Source organism: Paenibacillus solani (assembly GCF_050475945.1).
Lineage (GTDB): Bacteria > Bacillota > Bacilli > Paenibacillales > Paenibacillaceae > Paenibacillus_AQ > Paenibacillus_AQ solani_A.
The window spans coordinates 41410-65992 of the sequence record NZ_JBCMXJ010000011.1 but is presented as its reverse complement, the minus strand read 5'-3'; the positions used below and the strand labels follow the sequence as shown (position 1 = coordinate 65992).

Below are 24583 nucleotides of genomic sequence, written 5' to 3'. Positions count from 1 at the left end.
TGTGAATGCTCTCACCTTCCTTCCTCCTCCCACACCCAAAAGCCCGGCTCATGAAATCTCATATGAGCCGGGCCTTCTTTGAGCTCCCCTGAGTTGCTGCGCTTGAGGCTGCACACCTCTCCCCTGCTCAGGTGCGAATATCGGTGGAGGAGCAACGCGTTCGCCTTTAAAAGCGGGAAGCCTCCTCAGCTTATTCATTCCAGCTTCCCGATTTTAACAGCGACCGGAGCCGATATACGCACCGACCCACGGCACCATAATCAAGTGTGCAGCCTCTCCCTTCCTTCCTTCTCCCCCACCCAAAAGCACGGCTCATGAGACCTCACATGGGCCGGGCTTTCTTTGCGCTCCCATGAGTTGCTCGCAAGAGGCTGCACACCTCTCCCCTGCTCAGGTGCGAATATCGGTGGAGGAGCAGCGCGTTCGCCTTTAAAAGCGGGAAGCCTCCTTAACTTATTCCATTCCAGCTTCCCGATTTTAACAGCGACCGGAACCGATATACGCACCGACCCACGGCACGATAACCAAGTGTGCAGCCCGCCCTCCAGCAGCTATCCCTCATATCAACGCAAAAAAGCCCAGCTCCCTAAAGTCAGGAGCCGGGCTTCCATCTTATTTCATTATTTTTGCTTCAAGTTGTAGAACGACTTCAAGCCGTGGTATTGAGCAAGCTCACCCAATTCGTCTTCGATGCGAAGCAATTGGTTGTATTTCGCAACGCGGTCTGTACGGGAAGGAGCACCCGTTTTGATCTGGCCAGCGTTGGTAGCTACTGCGATATCAGCGATCGTGCTGTCTTCGGACTCACCGGAACGGTGGGAGATAACAGCAGTGTATCCTGCGCGTTTCGCCATTTCGATTGCATCGAAAGTTTCAGTCAATGTACCGATTTGGTTAACTTTGATCAGGATGGAGTTACCGATACCTTCTTTGATACCTTTTTCCAGACGCTCAGTGTTTGTAACGAACAGGTCGTCACCCACGAGTTGAATTTTATCACCCAGCTTCTCGGTGAGCAGTTTCCAACCTTCCCAATCGTCCTCGGAGCATCCGTCTTCGATGGTCACGATTGGGTATTTGTCTACCCAAGAAGCGAGCAAGTCAACGAATTCTGCTGGCGTGAAGGATTTGCCTTCGCCTTCCAGAACATATTTGCCATCTTTGAAGAACTCAGTGGAAGCTACGTCCATACCCAGCAATACATCTTCACCTGGCTTGTAGCCGGCTTTTTCGATTGCTTCGATGATGGAGGACAATGCATCTTCGTTCGATGTGAAGTTCGGAGCGAAACCACCTTCGTCGCCTACCGCTGTGTTCAGGCCTTTGCCTTTCAGAACGGATTTCAGGTTGTGGAAGATTTCAGCACCCATGCGCAGAGCTTCTTTGAAGGTAGGAGCGCCTACAGGCAATACCATGAACTCTTGCACGTCAACGTTGTTGTCCGCATGTGCGCCACCGTTAACGATGTTCATCATAGGTACTGGAAGTTGTTTAGCGTTGAATCCACCAAGGTATGTGTACAGCGGAATAGCCAAAGCTTCAGCAGCAGCACGAGCGACAGCCATGGATACAGCCAGGATTGCGTTCGCACCGAGTTTGCCTTTGTTTGGTGTTCCGTCCAAAGTGATCATCAGTTTATCGATGGCAATTTGGTCCAGAGCGTCGAGGCCGATCACTTCAGGAGCGATGATCTCGTTAACGTTCTTAACTGCTTTCAGAACGCCTTTGCCCAGGTAACGGGATTTGTCGTCGTCACGAAGCTCAACCGCTTCGTGAACGCCTGTGGAAGCACCGGATGGAACGATCGCGCGACCGATTGCACCGGATTCCAGGTATACTTCAACTTCTACAGTTGGGTTACCGCGGGAGTCAAGGACTTCGCGTGCATATACGTCAGAAATAATAGTCATGTGTATAGTCTCCTTTTAAACGTTGTTATGTTTATATCCATTATGAACGACTTACTTACGTGCTGCAATCATGGAAGTTCCGGTCATCTCTTCTGGCTTTGGCAGACCCATCAGATCGAGGATCGTCGGGGCGATGTCGGCCAGAATGCCGCCTTCACGCAGTGTTACATTCTCGTCCGTTACGATGAATGGCACCGGGTTTGTGGTATGGGCCGTGAATGGACGTCCATTCTCGTCAAATACCATATCCGCATTCCCGTGGTCAGCGGTGATCAGAACTACCCCGCCTTTTGCCAAAACAGCTTCCACAACCTTGCCCACACACTCATCTGTTGTTTCCACGGCTTTGATGGTTGGCTCCAGCATTCCGGAGTGACCTACCATGTCCGGATTCGCGAAGTTCAAGATGATCGCATCATGCTTATCTGCTTCGATTTCTCGTACGCAGGCATCCGCCACTTCATAAGCGCTCATCTCCGGCTTCAGATCGTATGTCGCCACTTTCGGCGAGTTGATCAGAACGCGGGTTTCGCCTGGAAGCTCCACATCGCGTCCGCCACTGAAAAAGAATGTGACGTGCGGATACTTCTCGGTTTCCGCGATACGCAGCTGCTTCTTGTTGTGTTGAACAAGCACCTCGCCCAGCGTGTTGTCCAGATTCTTCGGCTTGTAGGCTACAAAGCCTTCCACCGTCTCGCTGAACAGCGTCAAGCAGACAAAATGCAAGTTCTGCGGGAACTTAGGACCGCGATCAAATCCGCGGAAATCCTGGTTGGTAAATACTTGAGACAACTGAATCGCACGGTCAGGACGGTAGTTCAGGAAGATAACCGAATCTCCGCTTTCCACCAGACTTACCGGCTCTCCAGCACTATTGACGATCACTGTCGGTTCTACGAACTCATCATACACAGACTTCTCGTAAGATTCCGTAATAGCCTTCAGTGGATCGGTATATTTAGGTCCTTCGCCATACACCATGGCACGATAAGCTTTCTCAACACGATCCCAACGCTTGTCGCGGTCCATCGCGTAATAGCGTCCGGATAGAGTAGCGATTTGGCCAACGCCCACTTCTTCAATCTTCGCAATCAGGTCCTTGACGAACTGCTTGCCGCTGTCCGGCGCCACGTCGCGTCCATCCATGAAGCCATGAATGTAAACCTCATGAAAATCTTCCTTCTTGCAAAGATCCAACATCGCGAACATATGCTCAATATGACTGTGTACACCGCCGTCGGATACCAGTCCGTACAGATGCAGCTTCTTGTTGTTGTTCTTGGCAGCGCGTACAGCTTCCAAGAGTGTATCGTTCTCGAAGAATTCTCCTTCACGAATCGATTTCGTGATGCGGGTCAAATCCTGATACACTATCCGGCCTGCGCCGATGTTCAAGTGACCCACTTCGGAGTTCCCCATTTGACCTTCCGGCAAGCCTACGGCTTCACCGCAAGCAGTCAATGTTGTGTTCGGATATTGCTTCAAATACCGGTCGTAATTAGGCTTGTTCGCTTGCGCGACCGCATTGCCCACCTGGGTGTTACGAAGCCCGAAACCGTCCATGATGATCAGAGCAACGGGTTTTGGAGCCGTCATTTACTTCGCCCCCTCAACGAGTGCGATGTAAGAAGCCGGTTGTAGACTTGCACCACCAACGAGCGCGCCGTCGATGTCGCTTTGTCCCATATACTCCGCTACATTTTCAGGCTTAACGCTGCCGCCGTATTGAATGCGTACTTGCTCTGCAACACTCTCGCCATACAGACCTTTAACAAGCTCGCGAATATAAGCGATAACTTCATTTGCATCCTCTGCGGTAGAGGATTTGCCTGTGCCGATCGCCCAGATTGGTTCATAAGCAATAACCACATGAATCGCCTGATCTGCAGGAACACCTGCGAACGCAGCTTCCGTCTGCACTTTGCATACGTCCTTGGTTTGGCCAGCTTCACGCTCTTCCAGCTTCTCTCCAACACATACGATCGGAAGAAGACCATGACGGAATGCCGCATGAACTTTCTTGTTAACGATCTCGTCGGTTTCAGCAAAATACTGACGGCGCTCGGAATGTCCAATAATGACATAGTCCACGCCCAGGTCCTTCAGCATCAAACCGCTGATTTCACCTGTAAAGGCGCCATTATCTTCAAAATGAAGATTTTGTGCACCGATTTTGATGTTCGTGCCCTTTGCCGCTTCAACCAATGCTGGAAGATTCGTAAATGGCGAGCAGATCACGCTCTCCACGCCTTCTACTTCCGCTTTGCCTTTCACATCTTCAATAAATGAAGTTGCTTCCGGAACAGTTTTGAACATTTTCCAGTTACCAGCTATGATAGGTGTTCTCACACGATTCACTCCTTTATTCCCCCGATGATCCCGGGTTCAAGCTTCATCCACTCGCTATCCAAGTGTAGTTCCTATTTCTATTTATCGTTCAGTGCCACAACACCAGGAAGTGCTTTACCTTCCATGAATTCAAGAGATGCGCCACCGCCAGTCGAGATGTGATCCATCTTGTCAGCCAGGCCGAATTTCTCCGCTGCAGCAGCAGAGTCGCCGCCGCCAATAATCGTGTAAGCTTCCGTCTCCGCACATGCCTGTGCCACTTCACGAGTACCGTTGCTGAACGGAGCAATTTCGAATACGCCCATCGGACCGTTCCATACAACAAGTTTGGAGTTCTTGATCACTTCTGCATACTTGGCGCGAGTCTTAGGACCGATGTCAACGCCTTCCCAATCAGCTGGGATGCTGTCGATACCAACAACCTTCGTATTCGCATCAGCGCTGAACTCATCCGTAACGACGATATCTTCCGGCAGGTAGAAGTTTTTGCCCAGCTCTTTAGCTTTTTCGATGAAACCGAGGGCCACATCCAGCTTCTCTTTATCAAGCAGAGATTGACCGATTTCATGGCCTTGAGCTTTGAAGAACGTGTATGCAAGTCCACCGCCGATAATGACATTGTCAGCAAGCGTAAGCAGGTTGTCGATCACGTCGATTTTGTCTTTAACCTTCGATCCACCGATGATGGCGGTAAACGGACGGTCTGGATTCGAAAGGGCTTTGCCGAGAACGGACAGCTCTTTCTCCATCAACAATCCCGATACAGCCGGAAGATGGTGTGCGATGCCTTCTGTCGAAGCGTGCGCACGGTGAGCAGCACCAAATGCGTCATTCACGAACAGATCAGCAAGCTCTGCGAACTGCTTCGCGAGTTCTGGATCATTCTTCTCTTCACCAGGGTAAAAACGAACGTTTTCAAGCACGAGCACATCGCCGTTTTGCATCTTATCGATTTGCGCTTTAACAGCTTCGCCTACGGCTTCATCCGCTTTGGCCACCGGCTTGCCCAGCAGTTCGGACAGACGCTCACTAGCTGGAGTCAGGCGCAAGGATTCAACGACCTCTCCTTTTGGACGACCCATATGGCTCGCCAGAATAACCTTCGCACCCTTCTCTACCAAGTATTTAATGGTCGGTAAAGTTTCGCGAATACGAGTGTCGTCTGTAATCTTGCCATCTTCGAGCGGTACATTGAAATCGACGCGGACAAACACCCGTTTGCCGCTTACTTCTACATCACGTACACTTTTCTTGTTCATCTCCACGTTCCTCCTAAGAAAATGTTTCTCCTCGCAAGGCAGCATGCGGTTGCTCCCGTTTCTCTCTCTATCGCCTCACCAGTGCCCGGATTTATCTATTCTTCCCAGTGCTCTGGCATGAAAATAAGGAAAAACCATGAACCGAAAGAGGAGACCCGTGAACGGAACTCCTCTTCGATTGAATGGCTAGATCAATTACAGACCTTTGCTTGCGATGTAAGCAGCGAGGTCAACTACACGGTTGGAGTAGCCCCACTCGTTGTCATACCAAGAAATAACCTTCACCATGTTGTCGCCAACAACCATTGTCGACAGGGAGTCGATTGTGGAAGAAGCAGGATCTGTATTGTAGTCGCTGGATACGAGCGGCTCTTCGGAGTAGTTCATGATACCTTTCAGTGGGCCTTCAGCAGCAGCTTTCAAAGCTTCGTTAACAGCTTCTCTTGTTACTGGCTTGGAAGTTTCGATAACCAAGTCTGTTACGGAAACGTTCTTTGTAGGTACGCGCATAGCCATACCATTCAATTTGCCTTTCAACTGTGGCAGAACCAAGCTAACCGCTTTAGCTGCACCAGTTGTGGAAGGAATGATGTTCTCAGCTGCTGCACGAGCACGACGAAGGTCTTTGTGCGGCAGGTCAAGTACTTGCTGGTCATTCGTGTAAGAGTGAACCGTAGTCATCATACCTTTTTCGATTCCGAAGTTCTCGTCGAGAACTTTAGCAAATGGAGCCAAGCAGTTTGTTGTGCAAGAAGCGTTGGAGATAATAGTATGGTTAGCTGGATCGTATTTGTCTTCGTTTACGCCCATAACGATGGTGATATCTTCGTCAGTAGCTGGAGCGGAAATGATAACTTTCTTAGCGCCGCCTTTCAAGTGAGCGGAAGCTTTGTCTTTCGCTGTGAAAATACCAGTGGATTCTACAACGATTTCAACGCCGTACTCAGCCCAAGGCAATGCTTCAGGGTTACGCTCAGCGAATACTTTCACTTCGCGGCCGTTTACAACCAGTGCGCCTTCTTTAGCTTCAACTGTTGCATCCAGTCTGCCGTGAGTAGTGTCATATTTCAAAAGGTGTGCCAACGTGCTCACATCCGTCAAATCGTTGATTGCTACGATTTCAACTTCGCTGTTGTTCAGCGCTGCGCGGAACACGTTACGTCCAATACGTCCAAAACCGTTAATACCTACTTTAACCATGAGTAATTCCCTCCATATTTATGAAATTTATATATTCAAGATTAGCTGTTAAGCCAATCATGACAACAATATTGAAAAACAATCCTCATACACGGATTTAAATATCCGCGTCAATCTCTTTCTCGATTTCCAGTGCGGCAGCTTCATCCGTCACAAGAATATTCTCATGTCCGAACTTGAGCACCGCATGAATCGCTTTACCCTTGCCTTGACCGCCCGCAATGCCAATGATCGTCTCCGTCCGCATAATATCCTCAAGCCGAAGGCCGAGAGTAAGCATCTTGTGGACGACTTCGCCATCCTCACTGAAATAATAGCCGAAGGATTCCGCAATGGCGCCGTCTGCCTGCAAGCCCTGAATAGATCTATCATCCAGTTTGCGCCGTCTCGCCATCTCCATCGCATCACCGATGCCGTGAATAATGACCCGGCACCGCCTGATCACATCCACAATCTCCTGGATATGCTGGTCCTGAACCAAGGACTGATAAGCATCCTCGCTTAGCAGATCTGGTACATGAAGCAGTCGGTATTCTGCTCCGACACGCTTAGCCATCTTGGAGGCAATAGTGTTCGCTTGAATCTCCATGCTCTCACCGAGACCGCCTCGCGCCGGCACGAACCAAGTGTCTGTCAACGACTCGCCATTCGGTAAAGCAGACATCTGTTCTGCTACCTCAGCGAGTGTCGAGCCGCCTGTAACGGCAATCGTGTCTCCATTCTCTACAAAGCTAAGCAGCGTTCTGGCTCCGGCACGTCCAAGCTCCCGCTTGACTTCCGAAGATGATTCACTGTCACCGGGAATAATGACCACTTTACGAAGCCCGTAAGCCTGACGAATCTTCTCTTCCAGTTCAACAAGTCCGAACAACTCATTCATGACCGGCTCCAAATCTTCCAGCAAGCGTACTCCTAAACCGCTAATCCGCATGCCTAGCGTTTCAATCTCAATCAATCCTTGCGTCTTCAGCAGATCCGTCTCTGCTCTGAGCACACGCTCGGTCATTGACAGTGATGAAGCCAGCGTCCTGCGGCCAACCATTCCGGACAACTTGATCTGATAAAGTATGGAATACCTTCGTTTGAGAGTGTCCATCAGATCCGGCAGAAGTTGCTCTTGTATTTCTAATAGGTTACGCATGCATTTCCACTCCTGCAAACTTCGTCTCGGCTCTCCTCTACCTGGCCGTAAAATGTCCCAGTCAAACTTTTTAAGTCCCACCTATATTCTAACCAATAATCACACTGGTTGCAAGTGTCCGAAAGTATATTTCTCCGCCCCATGCATTCTTATTCATTATGGCCAACTTTGGGCTTGTCTATATGATAGGAGCAAAGTTTTGTTCGCTCTTGTAATTTAAAAATAGATGCGGTATAATCAACTTCGTTGCTAATTTTCTTTGCGCCCGTGGTCCAATGGATATGACGTAGGCCTCCGGAGCCTGAGATCGAGGTTCGATTCCTCGCGGGCGCGCCATTTTAACTTTATTCTCTATACTGATTACCCTAAAGTGCCCATGACGGCTCTTTTTTTTACTCAATAGTTTGACTATCTTTGACTTTTTGATTTAAATTGTTTATCATATGGTTAATAAGGTAACAGTATTGATATGAGGTACTTTTAAGAGGAGGTTTTTCACGTGAGTTTTATCCCTATGGTCGTTGAACAGAGTAACCGCGGCGAGCGGGCGTACGACATTTATTCCCGATTGCTGAAAGACCGCATTATATTCCTCGGCTCCGACGTTAATGACGTGGTTGCCAATTCCATCATAGCCCAAATGCTGTTCTTGTCGGCTGAGGATCCTGAGAAGGATATTCATCTTTACATCAACAGCCCTGGCGGTTCCATTACTGCTGGTATGGCTATATTCGATACGATGCAGTTCATCAAGCCGGATGTTTCAACCATCTGTGTCGGCATGGCTGCTTCCATGGGTGCTTTCCTGCTCAACGCAGGCGCGAAGGGCAAACGTTACGGTCTGCCGAACAGCGAGATCATGATTCACCAGCCGCTCGGCGGCGCGCAAGGCCAAGCAACGGATATCGAAATCCGTGCCCGCCGCATCCTCAAGATGCGTGACAAGCTGAACCGCATCCTCTCCGAACGTACCGGCCAACCGCTGGAGCGCATTGAGAAGGATACGGACCGCGATTACTTCATGACGGCTGAAGAAGCCAAAGAATATGGTCTAATCGATCAGGTACTTGAGAATACACCACCGCAAGGACTATAAGAATCGCAGCTAAAGGCAGTTACCGGTGTCAACCGGCAGCTGCCTTTTTCATTTTCCTTGATATATAATTGCACATACAAAAAAACCTTGGCCATAAGAAGCTAACAGAAGACTCTATCTCCTGCGCCTCTATGACCAAGGGTCTCTGCAATTGGTTCCAGTACACTGTTGCTTCGGGACAGCATATATTCATCATTTAATAATGAGTAATGAGTTCGTAATCCGCCTTATTCCTGACATTCATTTATAGACTAGACAATCTATCCTCAGGATCTTACTTCCATTCCTTCAGCTTTAGCTCAAATTCCGGAAATCCATACGCATATGCCGTGTATTCATAGAGCTGAAAGTATAACACCGCAGCATTATCCTTTACATAAAACTCTGCATCGGCAGGCACTCCCTCAAATCCACCGAGGTATCCGCCTTCCTTCTTCATCTGACTCAGCACGAAATTGTTCAGCTTCTGTTTGTTCTTGCCTTCCATGTTAATGAAATCACCAAGCTTCATTTGCTTGCCATCCTTTAAGGAGAACGTAAAGCTTTTACGGAAAGTCATGCCATGGGCACCGCCGGTATAAGAATAATCATATGTCGTGATGCTGAGAATATCGTTCTGATTATACTGAACTATAAAATCTCCATTGAATTCATACGGATATTGGGAATCGGACGGCGAGAAGGTGCCCTCGTTTTCTTCAGCACCTGTGATCACACCCGACGCATTCTCTTTCAGTACACTATTAATTTCAGCCTGAACATCCGCATCAGCGAGGCCGCTAACAACCGGATAATGGGCAACTGCTTCTACGCCTAGAATCTTCTTCTTCAGCGTTGCTGATTTGATCGTAATGTCATTCTGCTTCTTCGGCGTCATGCTAAGTGTTTTCGAGGCAGGGTTCCATTGTCCCTGAATCGCGAGGTATTCGCTAATATTTTTGAAAGGCAGATACAGACGCCCATTAATGATCTGTCCGCCAGGATCACCGGCATAACTGCCGCTCACCAAAATGCCGATTTCATTTGAGGAGTAAACGACTGCGCTTAGCTTGTTATAGCCGCCGCTGTTGCTCAGCGTATACGTACGATTTTTTGAATCATATTTAAGAGACATTCCCAGACCGTCCCGCAAAGCGGTGGCCGGCACATAGGTCACCCCATGCAGCACTATCCCTTTTTGTGACAAGTTCTTGCCGTTCCATTTCAACAGGACTTCATTCTTAGTCGATTTTTGGCTGGTGGAAACGGTAGTCTTCGGAGCGCCTGCATCGATGACCTGTCCGTTCATTCCAAGACTGCCAAGTAGGACACTAGTAGCGATTAATGATGCACATACACGAAATTTAGGATTCATATTAGGATTCCACCTTTATTAAATTGAGTTTCTCATGAGTTATTAATATATTACCCTTAATCATTATAAGGAAAGCCTTCTATGTATTGGTAACAAAGTCAGTGACAATTTTGATTCCGGGTCTTAATGCCTAATCTTTCGTAACATGCTGTTACACTGGAAATGTCACGAACATAAGAGTACATGACAAGCAGGCTGCAAACCACAAATCGCACCGTCTTGCACAATATGAGCTATGGGAAGAAACCCAAGCTCGCATCCCAAGGCATATCCTCTCTTATATATAACATATAACACCACGAACGGACTTTTAGTTGTGGTTAGATTCGTATAAATCGGACTATTTTCCCTATTCTGGGTCTAAAGGGCCAGTACTATATAAAAAGTGCCATTTGATGCGATGTAAACAAATAGCCACCGGAAAGAGCTGCAAACACAAAAAAGCCCATCCCTATAGGGACAGGCTTCGTGTCTTTGTTACAGAAATATCTTCGATTATCGGCCGCTCTTCAGCTCGGTCCACTGGCGGTCATAGATCTGGAGCGCTTCGCCGACATTATCAAGCCACTCGGTACGATGCAGCTCATCGTCCGTCAGGTTGATCATGGTGTTATTGCGATAGTCCTCACTATGGAAGTCCATCGCTTTAGTGTTCGGATTGCTGTATCCGATAAATTCATAGTTCTTGGCACTGACCTCAGGCTCCATCATGTAGTTGATGAATTTCTCAGCCAGTTCTTTATTCTTCGCACCCTTGGGAATCGCATAGTTATCGGAGAAGATGGTCGCCCCCTCTTCAGGTACAACATATGCCACATCCGGGTTCTCGGCCGCAATGAATGCCGCATCCCCAGACCACACCGTAGCAATCCAGCCTTCTTCCTGAATCATCTTCTGCTTGATGTTATCCGTATCAAACGCGAGCACATTCGGCAGCAGCGTCTTCAGCTCATTCGTGGCAGCAGTAATTTCGGCTTCGTCCGTAGTGCTGTTGGACTTTCCTTCCTTCTTCAGGGCCATGCCGATCATTTCACGGTTGTCATCCAAAAGCAGGACTTTTCCCTTGTATGCCGGATTCCAGAGGTCTTCCCAGCTGTTAATCTCGTCTTTCACATATTTCTTGTTATATGCTATTCCCGTTACACCGGACATGTAGACGATCGAATATTTATTGCCCGGGTCATAGGAAGGATCCTTAAACGTATCCGTAATATTGACGAAGTTCGGGATATTATTCATGTCCAAAGGCTCAAGCAGCTCTTCTTCGATCATTGTTTTCACCATGTAATCGGATGGCTGAATGAGGTCATAACCGCCGCCGCCAGCCTGGATCTTAGCCAGCAGGTCTTCATTGTTTGCATAATTATCGTAGGTCACCTTCACGTTGTACTTCGTTTCGAAGTCCTTTAGCACCTCGGGATCGAAATTATCCGCCCAGCTGTAAATATGAAGTGTCTCCTTATCCGAGCCGCCGCAAGCAGCCAGGAGTCCTACTGACAATACTGCAACCAGGCCTGCCGCGAGCAGGCGGGTCCATCTAGATTGTTTCAATTCACTATCTCCTCTCTTTCCATTTCCATATTGTATTCGATAAAACGGCTCTTGCCGCTAGATCGGTAATGTTTTGTGTTTCTTCTGCCCGTTGCCGCGGTTAAGAATATATTGGGCTAACAGGATCAGCGTAATGCTAACCAGTATGAGCAGTGTACATAACGCATTAATCTCGGGTGAAATACCGCGTTTCACCTGTGCGTAAATATATATCGGAAGCGTCGTGGAGCTTGGACCGGCAACAAAGAAGCTGACCATAAAGTCATCCAGTGACAGTGTAAAAGCAATCAATGCGCCAGATATAATACCTGGAGCAATCTGTGGCAGCGTGACGTACCGGAAGGTCTGCCACGGTGTTGCACCTAAATCCTGCGCCGCCTCACCCAACTGCTTGCCCATGCCCGACAACCTGGCCGTGACAACGACATAAACATACGACAAGCTGAACGTAATATGAGCGATGATCACCGTCGTCTTGCCAAGCGGTATGTTCAGTTGACTGAACAATACCAGCAGCGAAAGTCCCATGATGATATCCGGAATAATGACCGGCAGATACAGCAGACCGTTCATTCCGCTACGGCCCTTACGCCCCAAATTCCGGAGCGAGAGTGCTGCTGCCGTCCCAAGCAGAGTTGAAACGATGGTCGATATGACAGCCACCGTCAAGCTGTTCATCAGCGCTTCCATGACATGTCGGTTCCCGAATAGCGATACATACCAATCCAGCGTGAAGCCTTCCCAGTTACCGCTCAGCCGCGTATCATTGAAGGAATAGATGATGATCATAATGATGGGTACATAGATGAAAGCCATCATAAGGAAGGAGTGAATCCCGAGCAGCGGATGATTCTTCTTCTTCACTTATCTTCCCTCCCCTACGCGTTGATGGCGGGCTTGCATCGCCCGGTTAAAGAGCAGGATCAGCACCAAAGACGTGGCGACGAATATCACAGACAGCGCCGCTCCAAAAGGCCAGTTGCGCGCACCTTGGAACTGCTGCTGAATAACATTACTGATCATGGAAGACTTCGCGCCGCCCAGAATATCCGTAACAACAAACATTCCTGAAGTTGAGACATAGACTAGCACAGCGCCAGTCATAATGCCCGATTTGCTCTGCGGCAAGGTAATATGCCGGAATGCCTTCCATCTGGAAGCGCCCAGATCGCTGGCCGCATCCAAGAGACGCTTGTCCATCTGCTCCAGAGCTACGTAAATCGGCAGCACCATGAACGGGATGAAGTTATACACCATGCCGAGCAGTACAGCGCCGTACGTATAGAGCATCTGAATCGGCTCATCGATCCATCCCATCCATTGCAGCAGACTGTTCACAACGCCTTGCGTTCGCAGCAGCAGAACCCAGGCATAGGTTCGGATCAAAAAGTTAATCCAGAATGGGACCGTGATCAGAATCAATCCCCAGGTCTGGATACGCGGAGAAGCATTGGCTATATAGTACGCCAGGGGATAGCTGACCAATAAGCAAATCACCGTTGTCAGCAGCGATAATACCAAGGTATCCCAATAGATGCCTAAATATAATGGATCAAAAAAGGTTTTATATCCTTCCAAACTGAAGGAAAACACGATTTTCCCAAGCGAATCCCGCGAGAGAAAGGAAATGCCGATCACAATCAGCATCGGAATGATCAGGAACAGGAATAGCCACAGCAGCACCGGAGTCAGCAGGAATCTTGATTTCCTCATGGTCCGATGATCACCTCATCCTTATGGTTCCAGTCCACCCCGACCCGTTCACCAACCTCCCATGGATGGTCATCCGAAATATCCAGGGCAATCGTCACCTTCATCGGTTCATTATCCAGTTGAACCAGCAGCTTGTGAACACTGCCCAGATACTGCACATCCTCAATCACGCCGCTCTTCTTGCCACCCTCGCGCAGCGGAATCAGCTTCTCAGGCCGTACGGCAAAGAGACCTTCAGGCGAGTTAAAGACGTTATTCTCCCCTACAAAAGTAGCGGCAAACAGCGTTTGCGGCTTTGCATAAATCTCGCGCGGCGTACCGATCTGCTCTACCCGTCCATGGTTCATAATGACGATCCGGTCGGAGAGCATCATGGCTTCCTCTTGATCGTGCGTGACGTAAACAAACGTAATCCCGAGCGTCCGCTGCAAATGCTTGAGCTCGGATTGCAGATTTTTACGCAGCTGTAAATCGAGCGCACCCAGCGGTTCATCCAGCAGCAGCACCTTAGGCTTGTTCGCAATGGCGCGGGCGATGGCCACACGCTGCTGCTGTCCGCCGGACAATTGATGCGGGAAGCGATCCCGCAGGGCGGTCAGCTGGGTCATGGTTACGGCCTCGTCCACGCGCTCCTTAATGAGCTGGCGCGGCATTTTTTTCATTTTTAATCCGAAGGCAATATTATCTTCTACGGTCATATGCGGAAACAGAGCATAGTGTTGGAATACCAGATTCAAATCCCGCTTATTCGCAGGCACTTCCGTCACATTCTGACCCGCCAACCATACCTGACCTTCGGTCGGCTGTTCGAATCCTGCTATCATGCGGAGAATGGTTGTTTTGCCGCAGCCGCTGGGCCCTAGCAATGTTAAGAATTCTCCCTCGTTTATAGATAGCGATAGCGGATGCACGACCGCTTGTCCTTGAAAGTGCTTCTCGATTTGGACAAGTTCAATCACATGCATCAACCCCTTTCTCAACAAAATGCAGCTTCATTCACGCTTATCTTCATGCTCGATAGTATGCACAAAAATGTTCTTCACTAAGAAGAAACGGTTATACCGCCTATTGTTGCATAGAAGGTAGAATCCGTTTCTTAAGAGGAAAGCATCTAATAATCTCTACTAAGAAAAAAAAGCCATATCCATGGGTATGGCTTTAATGGTCAGAATATAAGTTCATTTTTTCGCATATTCACTATACCTCGTTTTCCCCCCATACACAACACTTTTCTATGTATTTAGACAGGGGAAGCTTCGGATATATCTCCGAATTATGGCATTCCGATTTCCGAAAGGAAAACATCAAAAAACCGTCCGCCCGGCAACGACCCGGATGAACGGTTTTCTTCCACGTTAATCAAGCATGCTATTACTTCAACTCATATTGTACATATAATTGTGTCGAGAGCTTGACCTCACCCGGCTTTACAGAGGTGTTGGCACTCGCGGCGTCAAAGGCTACCTCTGCTTTCGATTGCAAGCTTTCAAGCCCATAGATGTTATTTACACTAACCGAACCCTCCACGATATTCAGCACGATGCCGAGCGATCGATTGGAGGCCTTCGCCATCGCTTGCGCCTTCAGATTTGCATTCGCCACTGCTTTATCAATTACTTGTGCTTCAAATGCATCACGGTTCTCTATCGAGAAACGGGCATTGCCAATGGAGTTAGCACCGACATCGGAGGCAGCATCAAGCAGATCGCCAACCTTGCTCAGATCACGAAGAGTAACTTCCAGTGAATGATACGCAGAATAATTTTTCACTTTGCGTCCATTATCATCGGAGTACGTATAGTTGGGCTGTACATAGAATTGCTCGGTTTTAATATCTTTCTCATCAATCTTCCAAGTCTCTTTGAGCAGCTTGGTAATCTTGTCGATCTTCTGGGCATTGCTCTTCTGCGCAGATCTAGCGGTTTCCGCATACGACTCTGCCCCAATGGACAGATATACGATATCCGGCTTTACCGAAATCTCGCCTTTACCCATTACGGTAAGAAGATTCTGCTGTGCTGCCTCCGCTGCATGTACCTCGGTTGCTCCGCTCAACCCTACCCATGTCGTACCGCCAGTTAACAGTGCACCCGCAATCATCACAGAACCTACTTGTTTGACCCATCTCTTCATTGTAATCGTCCTCCTTCGATATTGGCATCATTGCCATGCTTGCCTTACCCTTCTAACGTGAAGCGGTTGGTAAATGTTGCATGGTGGATAGAGCGTTTACACATTTTTCTTTAACTTTTATATCAGCCCTCGTCATTGGCACTTCTAGGCATGATTCGTATTTCCACACAATAGGATAGCCCATGAAGCCCAAAACATCTGTTTAATTGGGAAGCCTTCATGGGTAACTAACTTACAACTGTGTTAAAAAGAGGAGGTCACTATGAAATCATTCCGGGTGTTATACGCATTCTTATCCCTGCTGATCCTCATGGCAGTAGGTATGCCTTATGGAACGGCAAGTGCCGCGGCAGAGCCAGCTTCCGGTAAAGTTTATCAAATCGGAACAGACGTGACGTTTGCCCCGTTTGAATTCCAGGATGCCAGCGGAAATTTCGTCGGTATCGACATGGATCTGCTGGAAGCGATTGCAAAGGATCAGAACTTCCAGTACGAGATCAAGCCACTTGGATTCAATGCCGCGGTTCAGGCGCTGGAGGCGCGTCAGGTGGACGGGGTCATCGCAGGTATGAGCATCACGGACGAACGCAAACAGAAATTCGATTTCTCCGATCCCTATTTCAATTCAGGTGTCGTAATGGCCATTCGTGAGGATCAGGAGTCCATTAAAGGGTATGAGGATTTGAGGGGTAAGAAAGTCGCCGTAAAAACGGGCACCGAGGGTTACAGCTTCGCGGAATCCATCTCGGCCGAACACGGATTTACCATCGTGCCTTTTGATGATTCAGCCCAGATGTATGAGGATGTGAAGACAGGCAATTCCGTTGCCTGCTTTGACGACTATCCCGTATTGGCTTATGGCGTCAAACAGAATAATGGACTGAAGATCGTAACGAAGATGGTCCCCGGCGCTTCATACGGTTTTGCTGTCAGCAAAGGGCAGAACCAGGAGCTTCTGCAGAAATTTAATGCCGGTCTGGTCAACTTGAGAAACAGCGGGGAATTTGACCGTATCCAGGAAAAGTATGTGGGCGAGAATGCTGTATCCCCAGCGAACCAAAGCCGCCTGGGGCTGGTCATGGAATCACTGCCTTACCTGCTGAAGGGTCTTGGAAAAACCTTGCTGCTGACGATTGTTTCGCTGTTTTTTGCATTTTTCATAGGTTTAATATTCGGCTTTATGAAGGTCGGACGCAATAAGTGGCTTCGGGGCATCGCGACCGTATTTGTGGACATTTTCCGCGGCATTCCGCTGCTTGTGCTCGCCTTCTTCATCTATTTCGGGATTCCGCAAGCGTTCGGATTCACGATGTCGCCCTTGGTGGCAGCCGTGCTGACACTAAGCTTGAATGCCGGTGCTTATGTAACGGAGATTATCCGAGGCGGTATCCAGTCGATTGATCCTGGACAGCTGGAAGCTGCCCGTTCACTTGGCCTTCCCTACCGTAAGGCCATGATGAAGATCATTATTCCGCAGGCGATCAAAATCATGATTCCGACCTTTATTAACCAAATGGTGATTACGCTCAAAGATACATCCATCCTGTCGGTCATCGGCATGGTCGAGCTGACGCAATCCGGGAAGATTATTATCGCAAGAACATTCGCATCGTTTGATATTTGGCTGACTGTGGCGATCATGTATCTGATCGTCATCACCATGCTGACCAAAATTGCAGACCGTCTGGAAAGGAAGGTGCGTCATGGCTAAAATACGCGTAGAGGGACTAAAGAAAAGCTTTGGCTCGAATCATGTGCTGAAGGGTATCGATATGCAGGTTGAGGAAGGCGAGGTTGTCTGTGTTATTGGTCCTTCGGGCTCCGGCAAGAGCACCTTCCTGCGCTGCCTGAACCGGCTGGAAGACATCACGGCAGGTAAGGTGTATATTCATGATCAGAATATCAACGATCCTTCAACGGATATCAACAAGGCACGCGAGAATGTCGGCATGGTATTTCAGCATTTCAATCTGTTCCCCCATTTCAATGTGCTGAAGAACATTACATTTGCCCCGGTTGAGCTGGGCAAGCAGAATGCATCCGAGGCCCGTGCATCGGCGCTGAAGCTGCTGGAGCGGGTGGATCTCTCCGACAAAGCGGATGCCTTCCCAAGCCAGCTGTCGGGCGGTCAGAAGCAGCGCGTGGCCATTGCGCGCGCGCTGGCGATGAATCCCGACATCATGCTGTTCGACGAGCCGACCTCGGCGCTGGACCCCGAGATGGTCGGTGAAGTACTCGGTGTCATGAAGTATCTGGCCAGCGAGGGGATGACCATGATCATCGTGACGCACGAGATGGGCTTCGCGCGTGAAGTGGCAGATCGGGTGATCTTCATGGACGGCGGGTATATCGTGGAGGAGGGACCGCCGGAGAAGGTGTTCGGCAACCCAGAGCATGAGCGGACCATCAGCTTTTTGGAGAAGGTACTTTAACGACCCTAAGAGAGCTGTTATTAGCATTTTTAAATACCAGTAACTTTCATAGAAAACGAACGGACTACGACGCGTTATGACTTCAAATAAAGGAGGATATGCTCAGAAGCATATCCTCCTTTTATCGTGCTGCACTTCGTTCTGTTGACATAATGATCTGTATTTCTCCGTTTATACATCATTTTCCTTTTCTTCCTGTACGCTCGTTGCGTAATTCAGGACATGTTCGAAGAGCTGTCCACCCATTCTCTCCAATTTGAGCCTTGCGATCGTTCAGCTTAGCCCTGGGAGCGCTCAGCTATGAGCCTTAGGTACTTTCAGTCGTGCTGGCCTGTTGGCCGTTTTACCCTGATCTCCCGTTTGGCTTCGTTTCAAGGAGCGCGTGCAAGGTAGCGTCACCGTAAAGGTTGAACCCTTCCCCAGCTCCGACTGGACCGAAATTTTTCCGCGATGAATGTCCACAATCCGCTTGGCAATAGATAATCCCAGTCCGCTGCCACCGTCAGCGCGGTTACGCGATTTATCCGCTTTGTAGAACCGCTCGAATACATGCAGCTGGTCCGATTCCGACATGCCTACCCCGGTATCCGTTATCGTGACCTTGGCTTCTTCCTCCTCTGCCTGCAGCGTAATGGAGATCACGCCTTCCTCCGGTGTAAACTTGATACTATTGTGTAACAGATTGGACCACACCTGGTTCAATAGATCCTCCGTAGCCTCAATCTCTACTTCAGCGAGGTCCAGCTCTACCTGAATCCGCTTCGCCAGCCACTGTGGTTCATTCGCCAATACGATCGTTCGCAGCTGTACATCCAGCCGGTAACGCATCACTTCGAATACGGGTTGCTCTCCCTCCAGGGATGACAGCTTCAACAGATTGTCACTCAGCTGGGATAAGCGTCGGCCCTCTCCTTCAATAATCTCCAGGTAACGAGCCCTCTTCTCCTCCGTCAGGCGGGGATTGCGAAGTGCCCGGGCGAACCCCCGAATCGAGGTGAGCGGGGACTGAATTTCATGGGAGACGTTGGAGATGAAGTCCTGACGCATCGTCTCCATTCGTCCCAACTCCCCGGCCATATCGTTGATGCTGCTGGCAATCATTTTGAATTCCCCGCGCCATTCATGTTCATCCATCTTCACACTGAAGTCCCCCCTGGAGATTCGGCGCATGGCTCCCGTAATGGAATTCAGCATGGCCATTTGGCGATGCTTGAAGAACAGTCCCACAACCAGCATACATAGGAAGAAGATAATAATGCCCACAAACAGGTCGATGAGCTGAAGGACATAGTCCCACGGCGGAGTACCCGTCCAGGTATAAACATAGCGTGTTATATAAGTCCCCGCCGTCCATGATCCTGCCAAGAGTCCGAACACGAGGATCGTCTGTAGAATTTCACGAATGATCCTCCACAGGATTTTGAGTGTCTTCTTCATCAGCTATCGCCTGCCTCCAGGCGATAGCCAAGACCGCGTACCGTCCGAATGCGAAACCGATATTTCTCCTCCGGGAACCGTTCCCGCAGCCGATTCACATGGACATCCAGCGTCCGTTCATTCCCTTCAAAGTCATAACCCCATATCTCTTCGATCAACCGGTCGCGTAATAATGTGCTCCCCGGATAACTGGCCAGCTTGAAGAGCAGCTCGAACTCCTTGAGTGGCAGCGTATGGACTTCCTGCCCCGCTTTGACTTCATAGGTTCTCCGGTTCATCTGCAGCTTGCCGATCGTCACGGTCTGCGAGGCGGCGACCTGATATCGTTTAAGCAGCGCTTTAACACGTACAACCAGCTCCGCTGGCTCGAAGGGCTTTACCAGATAATCATCGGTGCCCAGCTCAAAGCCCTTCACGATCTGCCTTGTCTCCCCTTTAGCGGTCAGCATCAGCACCGGGATGCCGGTATCCTTCCGAATCTCCCGGCACAACTCCCAACCGTCCATGTTCGGCATCATAATATCCATCACGACAAGATCGACGGAAGTCTGATCCATTACCGACAGGGCCTCGACACCGTCTGAGGCTTCAAGCACTTCCTCCATCCCGGCTTCCTCCAGGAATACCTTCACGAGTTCGCGGATGTTCGGGTCATCGTCCACTACCAATATTTTTGCCATGACGGTCCTCCTATCTTCCAAGCTTCTTGAGGCTCTTAGGCCTCCACTCCATCATTCATTTGCAGCTGCTGCCTCGCAAATTCCCGATACATCTCATGCTGTTCTACCAATTCCGCATGCGTTCCACGTCCGGTGACCGTTCCTTTTTCAATGAAGATAATCTGATCGGCCCCCACCACCGTGGATAATCGGTGCGCAATAATCATGGTCGTCCGCCCAGCCATGAGATTCTTGAGCGCCTTCTGCACTTCAATCTCGGAACGGCTGTCCAGACTGGAGGTAGCTTCGTCCAGCATCAGGATCTTCGGATCCCGCAGCAGGGCTCTGGCAATGGCAATCCGCTGCCGCTGGCCGCCTGACAGCTTCACGCCCCGTTCACCCACATCCGTATCAAAGCCTTTCGGCAGCTCATCAATGAATCCATCCGCATACGCCATTTCAGCTGCTCTTCGGATCTCCTCATCACTCACTTCCCGATCCATCCCATAACATAAGTTGTCACGAATCGTTCCCGCAATCATAGGGCTTTCCTGGGATACATATCCGATTAATCCCCTCCAGGAACGTAAAGAGAAGGTGTCGATCGACGTATTACCCAAGCGAATCTGTCCCTTTTGCGGCAGATAGAAGCGCTCCAGCATGGAGAACAGCGTCGTTTTCCCTCCACCGCTCGGTCCAACAACCGCCGTGACCGTCCCCGGCTCCATCTGAAAACTGATATCATGCAGCACGAGCTCATCCGGTTTGTATCCAAACGATAGATTCTCAATGGACAGGCGCTGATTGGCATTCGCCACCTCGTTACCGGCCATGATCGATTCTTCCTCTGCATCCAGTGTTTCCAATATACGCTCTGTTGCACCCTTGGCCTTCTGCAGCTGGGTGAAAAATGTCGTTAACTGCGTCATCGGCATGACAATCTGAATCAGGTACAGGATAAACGCAACCAACTCACCGGCGGTCAGTGCTCCTGTAGAGACCTGCAGTCCACCATACCCGATCACCACCACTAGCAGCATCATCAGCACAAAAGACATCAGCGGCGCGATCCAGGCGGATACCACGCCTTCCTTGATGCCGAATCTCAGCAGGTTGGTAATGCCCCTGTTCCCGTTCTCATATTCTCTATTCTCGGCATTTGAAGCCTTAACCAAGCGAATCTCCGACAGCACCTGACTGATATTCGCCGTAAACGAAGCTGTCTCGTCCTGCATTCCCAGCGATATTTTATACATCTTTCTGCCAAGCGGCACAAGAATCAACGCTGCTATCGGGATGACGATAAACATCGTCAAAGTCATTTGCCAGTTTAGATACAGCAGCACGCCCACGGAACCGACAATCGAGATGATCCCGCTGAAGAATCCGGCCACATGATCCGATATGAGACTTTTTATCACTCCTGTATCATTCGTCATCCGACTGACCGATTCCCCCGAACGATGATGATCGAAATAGCGGATCGGCAGCGCAAGCAGCTTTTTCCACAGCCGGTCCCTAAGAGCAGCTACCATCTTTTGTCCCGTATAGCTCAGCAGGAAGATCGAGATTCCCGCAGCAATCGTCTGTACCACAAATGCAATTCCGAGGCCGACGATATGGGTAGTATTCATATCCGTCAAGGAGAATCCGTCAACCAAGCTTTTTGTAAACATCGGAATGACGAGCCCCACCAGCGTGGAGATCACATTCAGAAGGATAGCACCAATCAATAGCAGCATGGGAGGTTTGGTTTCTTTTAATAATCGGAGGAAGGCCTGGGAGCCTGCTTTCTTGCTCCGGGCCGTTTCTTCCTGCCGCATAACCTCTATAGAAGCATGGTCTGTTGTACTCATCGTTCTCTCTTCCCTTCCATCACTTTTTTATTGTATGTAAGGTAAGAATAAACCAGCAAGTTAAACTGAAGTTAAACGACGGCTTACTGTTAGGAGAACAACCAAAAAAAGAGGCGGATTTCTCCCCCTCTCTCTATCGTCAACTATTTATGTACCATGTCTCAAGCGAAAGACCCAAGAGGCCTTATAGTAAAAAAAGCCTTGCAATCACAAGACTTTTCTTAGAAGGCTGCCTTTATTGGTTCTCCAGTTCCTCTTTGCTTACCAGGTTTACGAGAGAAGTAACCGCTTGCTCAGCGTCAGCTCCCTCGGCACTGATGTAAACCTCCGTGCCAGAGCTAATGGCAAGACTCATGATTCCCATGATACTTTTGGCGTTTACTTTTTTATCATCTTTCTCGACAAAAATTTCAGATGAGTATTTATTCGCTTCCTGAACGAACAGCGCGGCCGGTCTAGCGTGAAGACCCGTCTTTAACCGAACGACTACCGGGTGCTTTGTCATGAAAATTACCCCCTATCTAATAAATCTGCTGCATTGAAAGCGCGATTGACATTTTATAATATTATACCATTTTACCATACAGGACACTAGAAGAAAAAAACTTAGGCATTTCGAATCTTTTCAGCCAATTCATCGATTTTGCGAAGTCGGTGATTGACCCCTGATTTACTGACGGTCCCTTTGAGCAGTTCGCCGACTTCCTTCAGGTTCATGTCCGGATGAGCCAAGCGGATCTCTGCCACTTCCCGCAGTTTATCAGGCAAATTCTCAAGGCCCATTTCCTTCTGAAGCAGCTTGATGTTCTCAATCTGACGGACGGCCGCGCCAATCGTTTTGTTTAAGTTAGCGGTCTCGCAGTTCACGATCCGGTTGACCGAGTTGCGCATATCGCGCATGATCCGGACATCCTCGAACTTAAACAATGCCTGATGGGCACCGATCAGATTAAGGAATTCGATGATCTTCTCGCCTTCCTTGATGTAGAAGATGAAACCCTTCTTCCGCTCGATGCAGCGTGCATTCAGATGAAATTCATTCGCCAGTTCCACCAGAGACTGACAATGCTCCTCATACATGGAGGCAATCTCCAGGTGGTAGGAAGAGCCCTCCGGATTGTTCACGGAACCGCCTGCCATGAAGGCACCGCGAAGATATGCCCGTTTACAGCAGTTTTTGCGGACGATCTGCTCGTCGATGCGCGATTGAAACAAGAAGCCTTCAGAAACAATGCGCAGCTCCTTAAGTATCTCCTGAACTTGGGCGGGAATACGGACGATATATACGTTATTCTTCTTCAAACGCATTTTTTTACGCACCAAAAGTTCGGTATGCGCCTGGAAATGCTTCTTAATTAAGGAATAAATACGTCTTGCAATCGCGGCATTTTCCGTCGAAATATCCAGGATTACCTTTTTGTTCGAAAGCTGAACAGAGCCGTTCATTCGAATGAGCGCGGACAGCTCAGCTTTTTCACAGCAGCTCTGGCTCTCAACCATCGTCAGTTCTTTCTTCGTCTGTGCCGCAAAGGACAAGGTACTCACCCCTTTCTGGAAATCCAATCTTGTACCAATTGAAAAATATGATTGCTCAGCTTATCGGCATCATGCCTTAAGTATGTTCTAAATAGCACAAGCTTATCGGCTATAAGTTTATACCCTCTGCTGGTGACCTCATCCCGATCCAGAAGCACAGGTTTTGCTCCCTTCTCAGCATACTTGCTCTGAACCTGCGGCGGGATCTCTCCGTCATTCACAATAACGTAATCGAACAGATGCAGACCAATATGGTCGTAAACCGCCTGCAAATGATCGCTTACTGTATAGTTATCGGTTTCCCCAGGCTGTGTCATCACATTGCACACAAACATTTTGATTGCGTTCGAGGCTACGATAGCGTCAGCAAGCTTGGGAACCAGCAAATTAGGCAAAATACTGGTGTACAAGCTTCCCGGACCGATCAGTATGGCATCCGCCTGCTGAATGGCTTCCAGCGCTTCCGGCAGCGGCTCGACATGCTCAGGCTCCAGAAATATGCGTTTGATGCGGAGGCCGGCCTCCGGAATTTTGGATTCACCGGTCACAATCGTGCCGTCTTCCATTTCCGCATGCAGGATAACCGCCTCTCCCGCTGCAGGCAGAACCTGCCCGCGAACAACAAAAACCCGGCTCATCTCCTTGACTGCCGTGACAAAATCACCGTGCAAATCCGTCATGGCAGCCAAGATCAAATTGCCGAGGCTGTGCCCGGCCAGTCCCGAGCCATTCTTAAAACGGTACTTCAATATATCAGACAACAGCGGCTCTACATCGGCGAGTGCTGTAAGTACGTTTCGGATATCGCCCGGAGGCGGCATTTGTAATTCGTTACGCAGGATGCCGGAGCTTCCCCCATCATCAGCAACAGTGACGATGGCCGTAATATCGAGTGGCTTTTCCTTGAGTCCCCGTAGCAAAACAGACAACCCGGTTCCCCCACCCATCACGACGATG

At 49.3% G+C, this 24583-nt stretch carries 21 protein-coding genes and 1 tRNA gene; 4 read left to right on the top strand and 18 right to left on the bottom strand.

The features are described 5' to 3' along the window. Positions 1-620 precede the first annotated feature (620 nt). From eno to ABEQ74_RS13195, 6 genes are all read right to left on the bottom strand, one after another. Complete coding sequence (gene eno / locus ABEQ74_RS13220) at positions 621-1910, bottom strand: phosphopyruvate hydratase (RefSeq protein ID WP_430122632.1); 1290 nt, start codon at positions 1908-1910, stop codon at positions 621-623. A gap of 51 nt (positions 1911-1961) precedes the next feature. Then, entirely contained in the window at positions 1962-3506 is a 1545-nt protein-coding gene (gene gpmI / locus ABEQ74_RS13215) for a 2,3-bisphosphoglycerate-independent phosphoglycerate mutase (protein ID WP_430122631.1), read from the bottom strand. After that, entirely contained in the window at positions 3507-4259 is a 753-nt protein-coding gene (gene tpiA, locus ABEQ74_RS13210; RefSeq protein ID WP_430122630.1) for a triose-phosphate isomerase, read from the bottom strand. It lies immediately after the preceding gene. Between the two features lie 77 nt (positions 4260-4336). Next, positions 4337-5518 carry a phosphoglycerate kinase gene (locus ABEQ74_RS13205; RefSeq protein ID WP_430122629.1) on the bottom strand — a complete coding sequence of 394 codons (1182 nt, stop codon included), beginning with the start codon at positions 5516-5518 and terminating at the stop codon, positions 4337-4339. 195 nt (positions 5519-5713) lie between these two features. Beyond that, positions 5714-6718, bottom strand: a complete 1005-nt coding sequence (gene gap, locus ABEQ74_RS13200) for a type I glyceraldehyde-3-phosphate dehydrogenase (protein ID WP_430122628.1) — start codon at positions 6716-6718, stop codon at positions 5714-5716. 97 nt (positions 6719-6815) lie between these two features. After that, positions 6816-7859 (bottom strand): sugar-binding transcriptional regulator, encoded by a 1044-nt coding sequence (locus tag ABEQ74_RS13195; RefSeq protein ID WP_430122627.1) that lies wholly within the window; start codon positions 7857-7859, stop codon positions 6816-6818. Positions 7860-8120: 261 nt separating this feature from the next. On the opposite strand from ABEQ74_RS13195, the gene ABEQ74_RS13190 reads away from it, so the two are divergent. Continuing rightward, positions 8121-8195: transfer RNA gene (locus ABEQ74_RS13190), tRNA-Arg, on the top strand. A gap of 163 nt (positions 8196-8358) precedes the next feature. After that, the gene (gene clpP / locus ABEQ74_RS13185) at positions 8359-8955 is read left to right on the top strand and encodes an ATP-dependent Clp endopeptidase proteolytic subunit ClpP (RefSeq protein WP_053490581.1); all 597 of its coding nucleotides are present in this window, start codon (positions 8359-8361) and stop codon (positions 8953-8955) included. 274 nt (positions 8956-9229) lie between these two features. Here the strand turns inward: clpP and ABEQ74_RS13180 are convergent, their stop codons facing one another. The 6 genes from ABEQ74_RS13180 to ABEQ74_RS13155 form a co-directional block, all read right to left on the bottom strand. Continuing rightward, positions 9230-10309, bottom strand: coding sequence for a PdaC/SigV domain-containing protein (locus tag ABEQ74_RS13180; protein WP_430122626.1), 1080 nt, complete (start codon positions 10307-10309; stop codon positions 9230-9232). Positions 10310-10804: 495 nt separating this feature from the next. Beyond that, entirely contained in the window at positions 10805-11860 is a 1056-nt protein-coding gene (locus tag ABEQ74_RS13175) for a polyamine ABC transporter substrate-binding protein (protein WP_430122625.1), read from the bottom strand. A 57-nt stretch (positions 11861-11917) separates the two neighbouring features. Next, entirely contained in the window at positions 11918-12679 is a 762-nt protein-coding gene (locus tag ABEQ74_RS13170) for an ABC transporter permease (protein WP_430122668.1), read from the bottom strand. 45 nt (positions 12680-12724) lie between these two features. Beyond that, positions 12725-13573 (bottom strand): ABC transporter permease, encoded by an 849-nt coding sequence (locus ABEQ74_RS13165; protein WP_430122624.1) that lies wholly within the window; start codon positions 13571-13573, stop codon positions 12725-12727. Beyond that, positions 13570-14538, bottom strand: coding sequence for an ABC transporter ATP-binding protein (locus tag ABEQ74_RS13160; protein WP_430122667.1), 969 nt, complete (start codon positions 14536-14538; stop codon positions 13570-13572). Before ABEQ74_RS13160 ends, ABEQ74_RS13165 begins: the two co-directional genes overlap by 4 nt. A gap of 406 nt (positions 14539-14944) precedes the next feature. Continuing rightward, positions 14945-15706, bottom strand: a complete 762-nt coding sequence (locus tag ABEQ74_RS13155) for an SIMPL domain-containing protein (protein ID WP_430122623.1) — start codon at positions 15704-15706, stop codon at positions 14945-14947. Between the two features lie 322 nt (positions 15707-16028). Between ABEQ74_RS13155 and ABEQ74_RS13150 the strand changes: the two genes are divergently transcribed. Then, positions 16029-17417, top strand: a complete 1389-nt coding sequence (locus ABEQ74_RS13150; protein WP_430122666.1) for an amino acid ABC transporter substrate-binding protein/permease — start codon at positions 16029-16031, stop codon at positions 17415-17417. Next, positions 17410-18138, top strand: coding sequence for an amino acid ABC transporter ATP-binding protein (locus tag ABEQ74_RS13145; RefSeq protein ID WP_430122622.1), 729 nt, complete (start codon positions 17410-17412; stop codon positions 18136-18138). The genes ABEQ74_RS13150 and ABEQ74_RS13145 overlap by 8 nt, the downstream gene beginning before the upstream one ends. A 294-nt stretch (positions 18139-18432) precedes the next feature. Here ABEQ74_RS13145 and ABEQ74_RS13140 read toward each other — a convergent pair whose 3' ends face one another. The 6 genes from ABEQ74_RS13140 to ABEQ74_RS13115 form a co-directional block, all read right to left on the bottom strand. Then, entirely contained in the window at positions 18433-19575 is a 1143-nt protein-coding gene (locus ABEQ74_RS13140; protein ID WP_430122621.1) for a sensor histidine kinase, read from the bottom strand. Beyond that, positions 19575-20255 (bottom strand): response regulator transcription factor, encoded by a 681-nt coding sequence (locus ABEQ74_RS13135; protein ID WP_430122620.1) that lies wholly within the window; start codon positions 20253-20255, stop codon positions 19575-19577. The genes ABEQ74_RS13140 and ABEQ74_RS13135 overlap by 1 nt, the downstream gene beginning before the upstream one ends. Before the next feature lie 35 nt (positions 20256-20290). Then, a complete protein-coding gene (locus ABEQ74_RS13130) occupies positions 20291-22090 on the bottom strand; it encodes an ABC transporter ATP-binding protein (RefSeq protein ID WP_430122619.1) in 1800 nt (599 codons plus the stop codon). Between the two features lie 235 nt (positions 22091-22325). Next, positions 22326-22595, bottom strand: a complete 270-nt coding sequence (locus tag ABEQ74_RS13125) for an HPr family phosphocarrier protein (protein WP_006207570.1) — start codon at positions 22593-22595, stop codon at positions 22326-22328. Between the two features lie 101 nt (positions 22596-22696). Further along, positions 22697-23626: a DNA-binding protein WhiA gene (gene whiA, locus ABEQ74_RS13120; RefSeq protein ID WP_430122618.1), complete on the bottom strand. Its 930-nt coding sequence runs from the start codon at positions 23624-23626 to the stop codon at positions 22697-22699. A gap of 5 nt (positions 23627-23631) precedes the next feature. After that, positions 23632-24573: a gluconeogenesis factor YvcK family protein gene (locus tag ABEQ74_RS13115; protein WP_430122665.1), complete on the bottom strand. Its 942-nt coding sequence runs from the start codon at positions 24571-24573 to the stop codon at positions 23632-23634. Between the last annotated feature and the right edge of the window lie 10 nt (positions 24574-24583).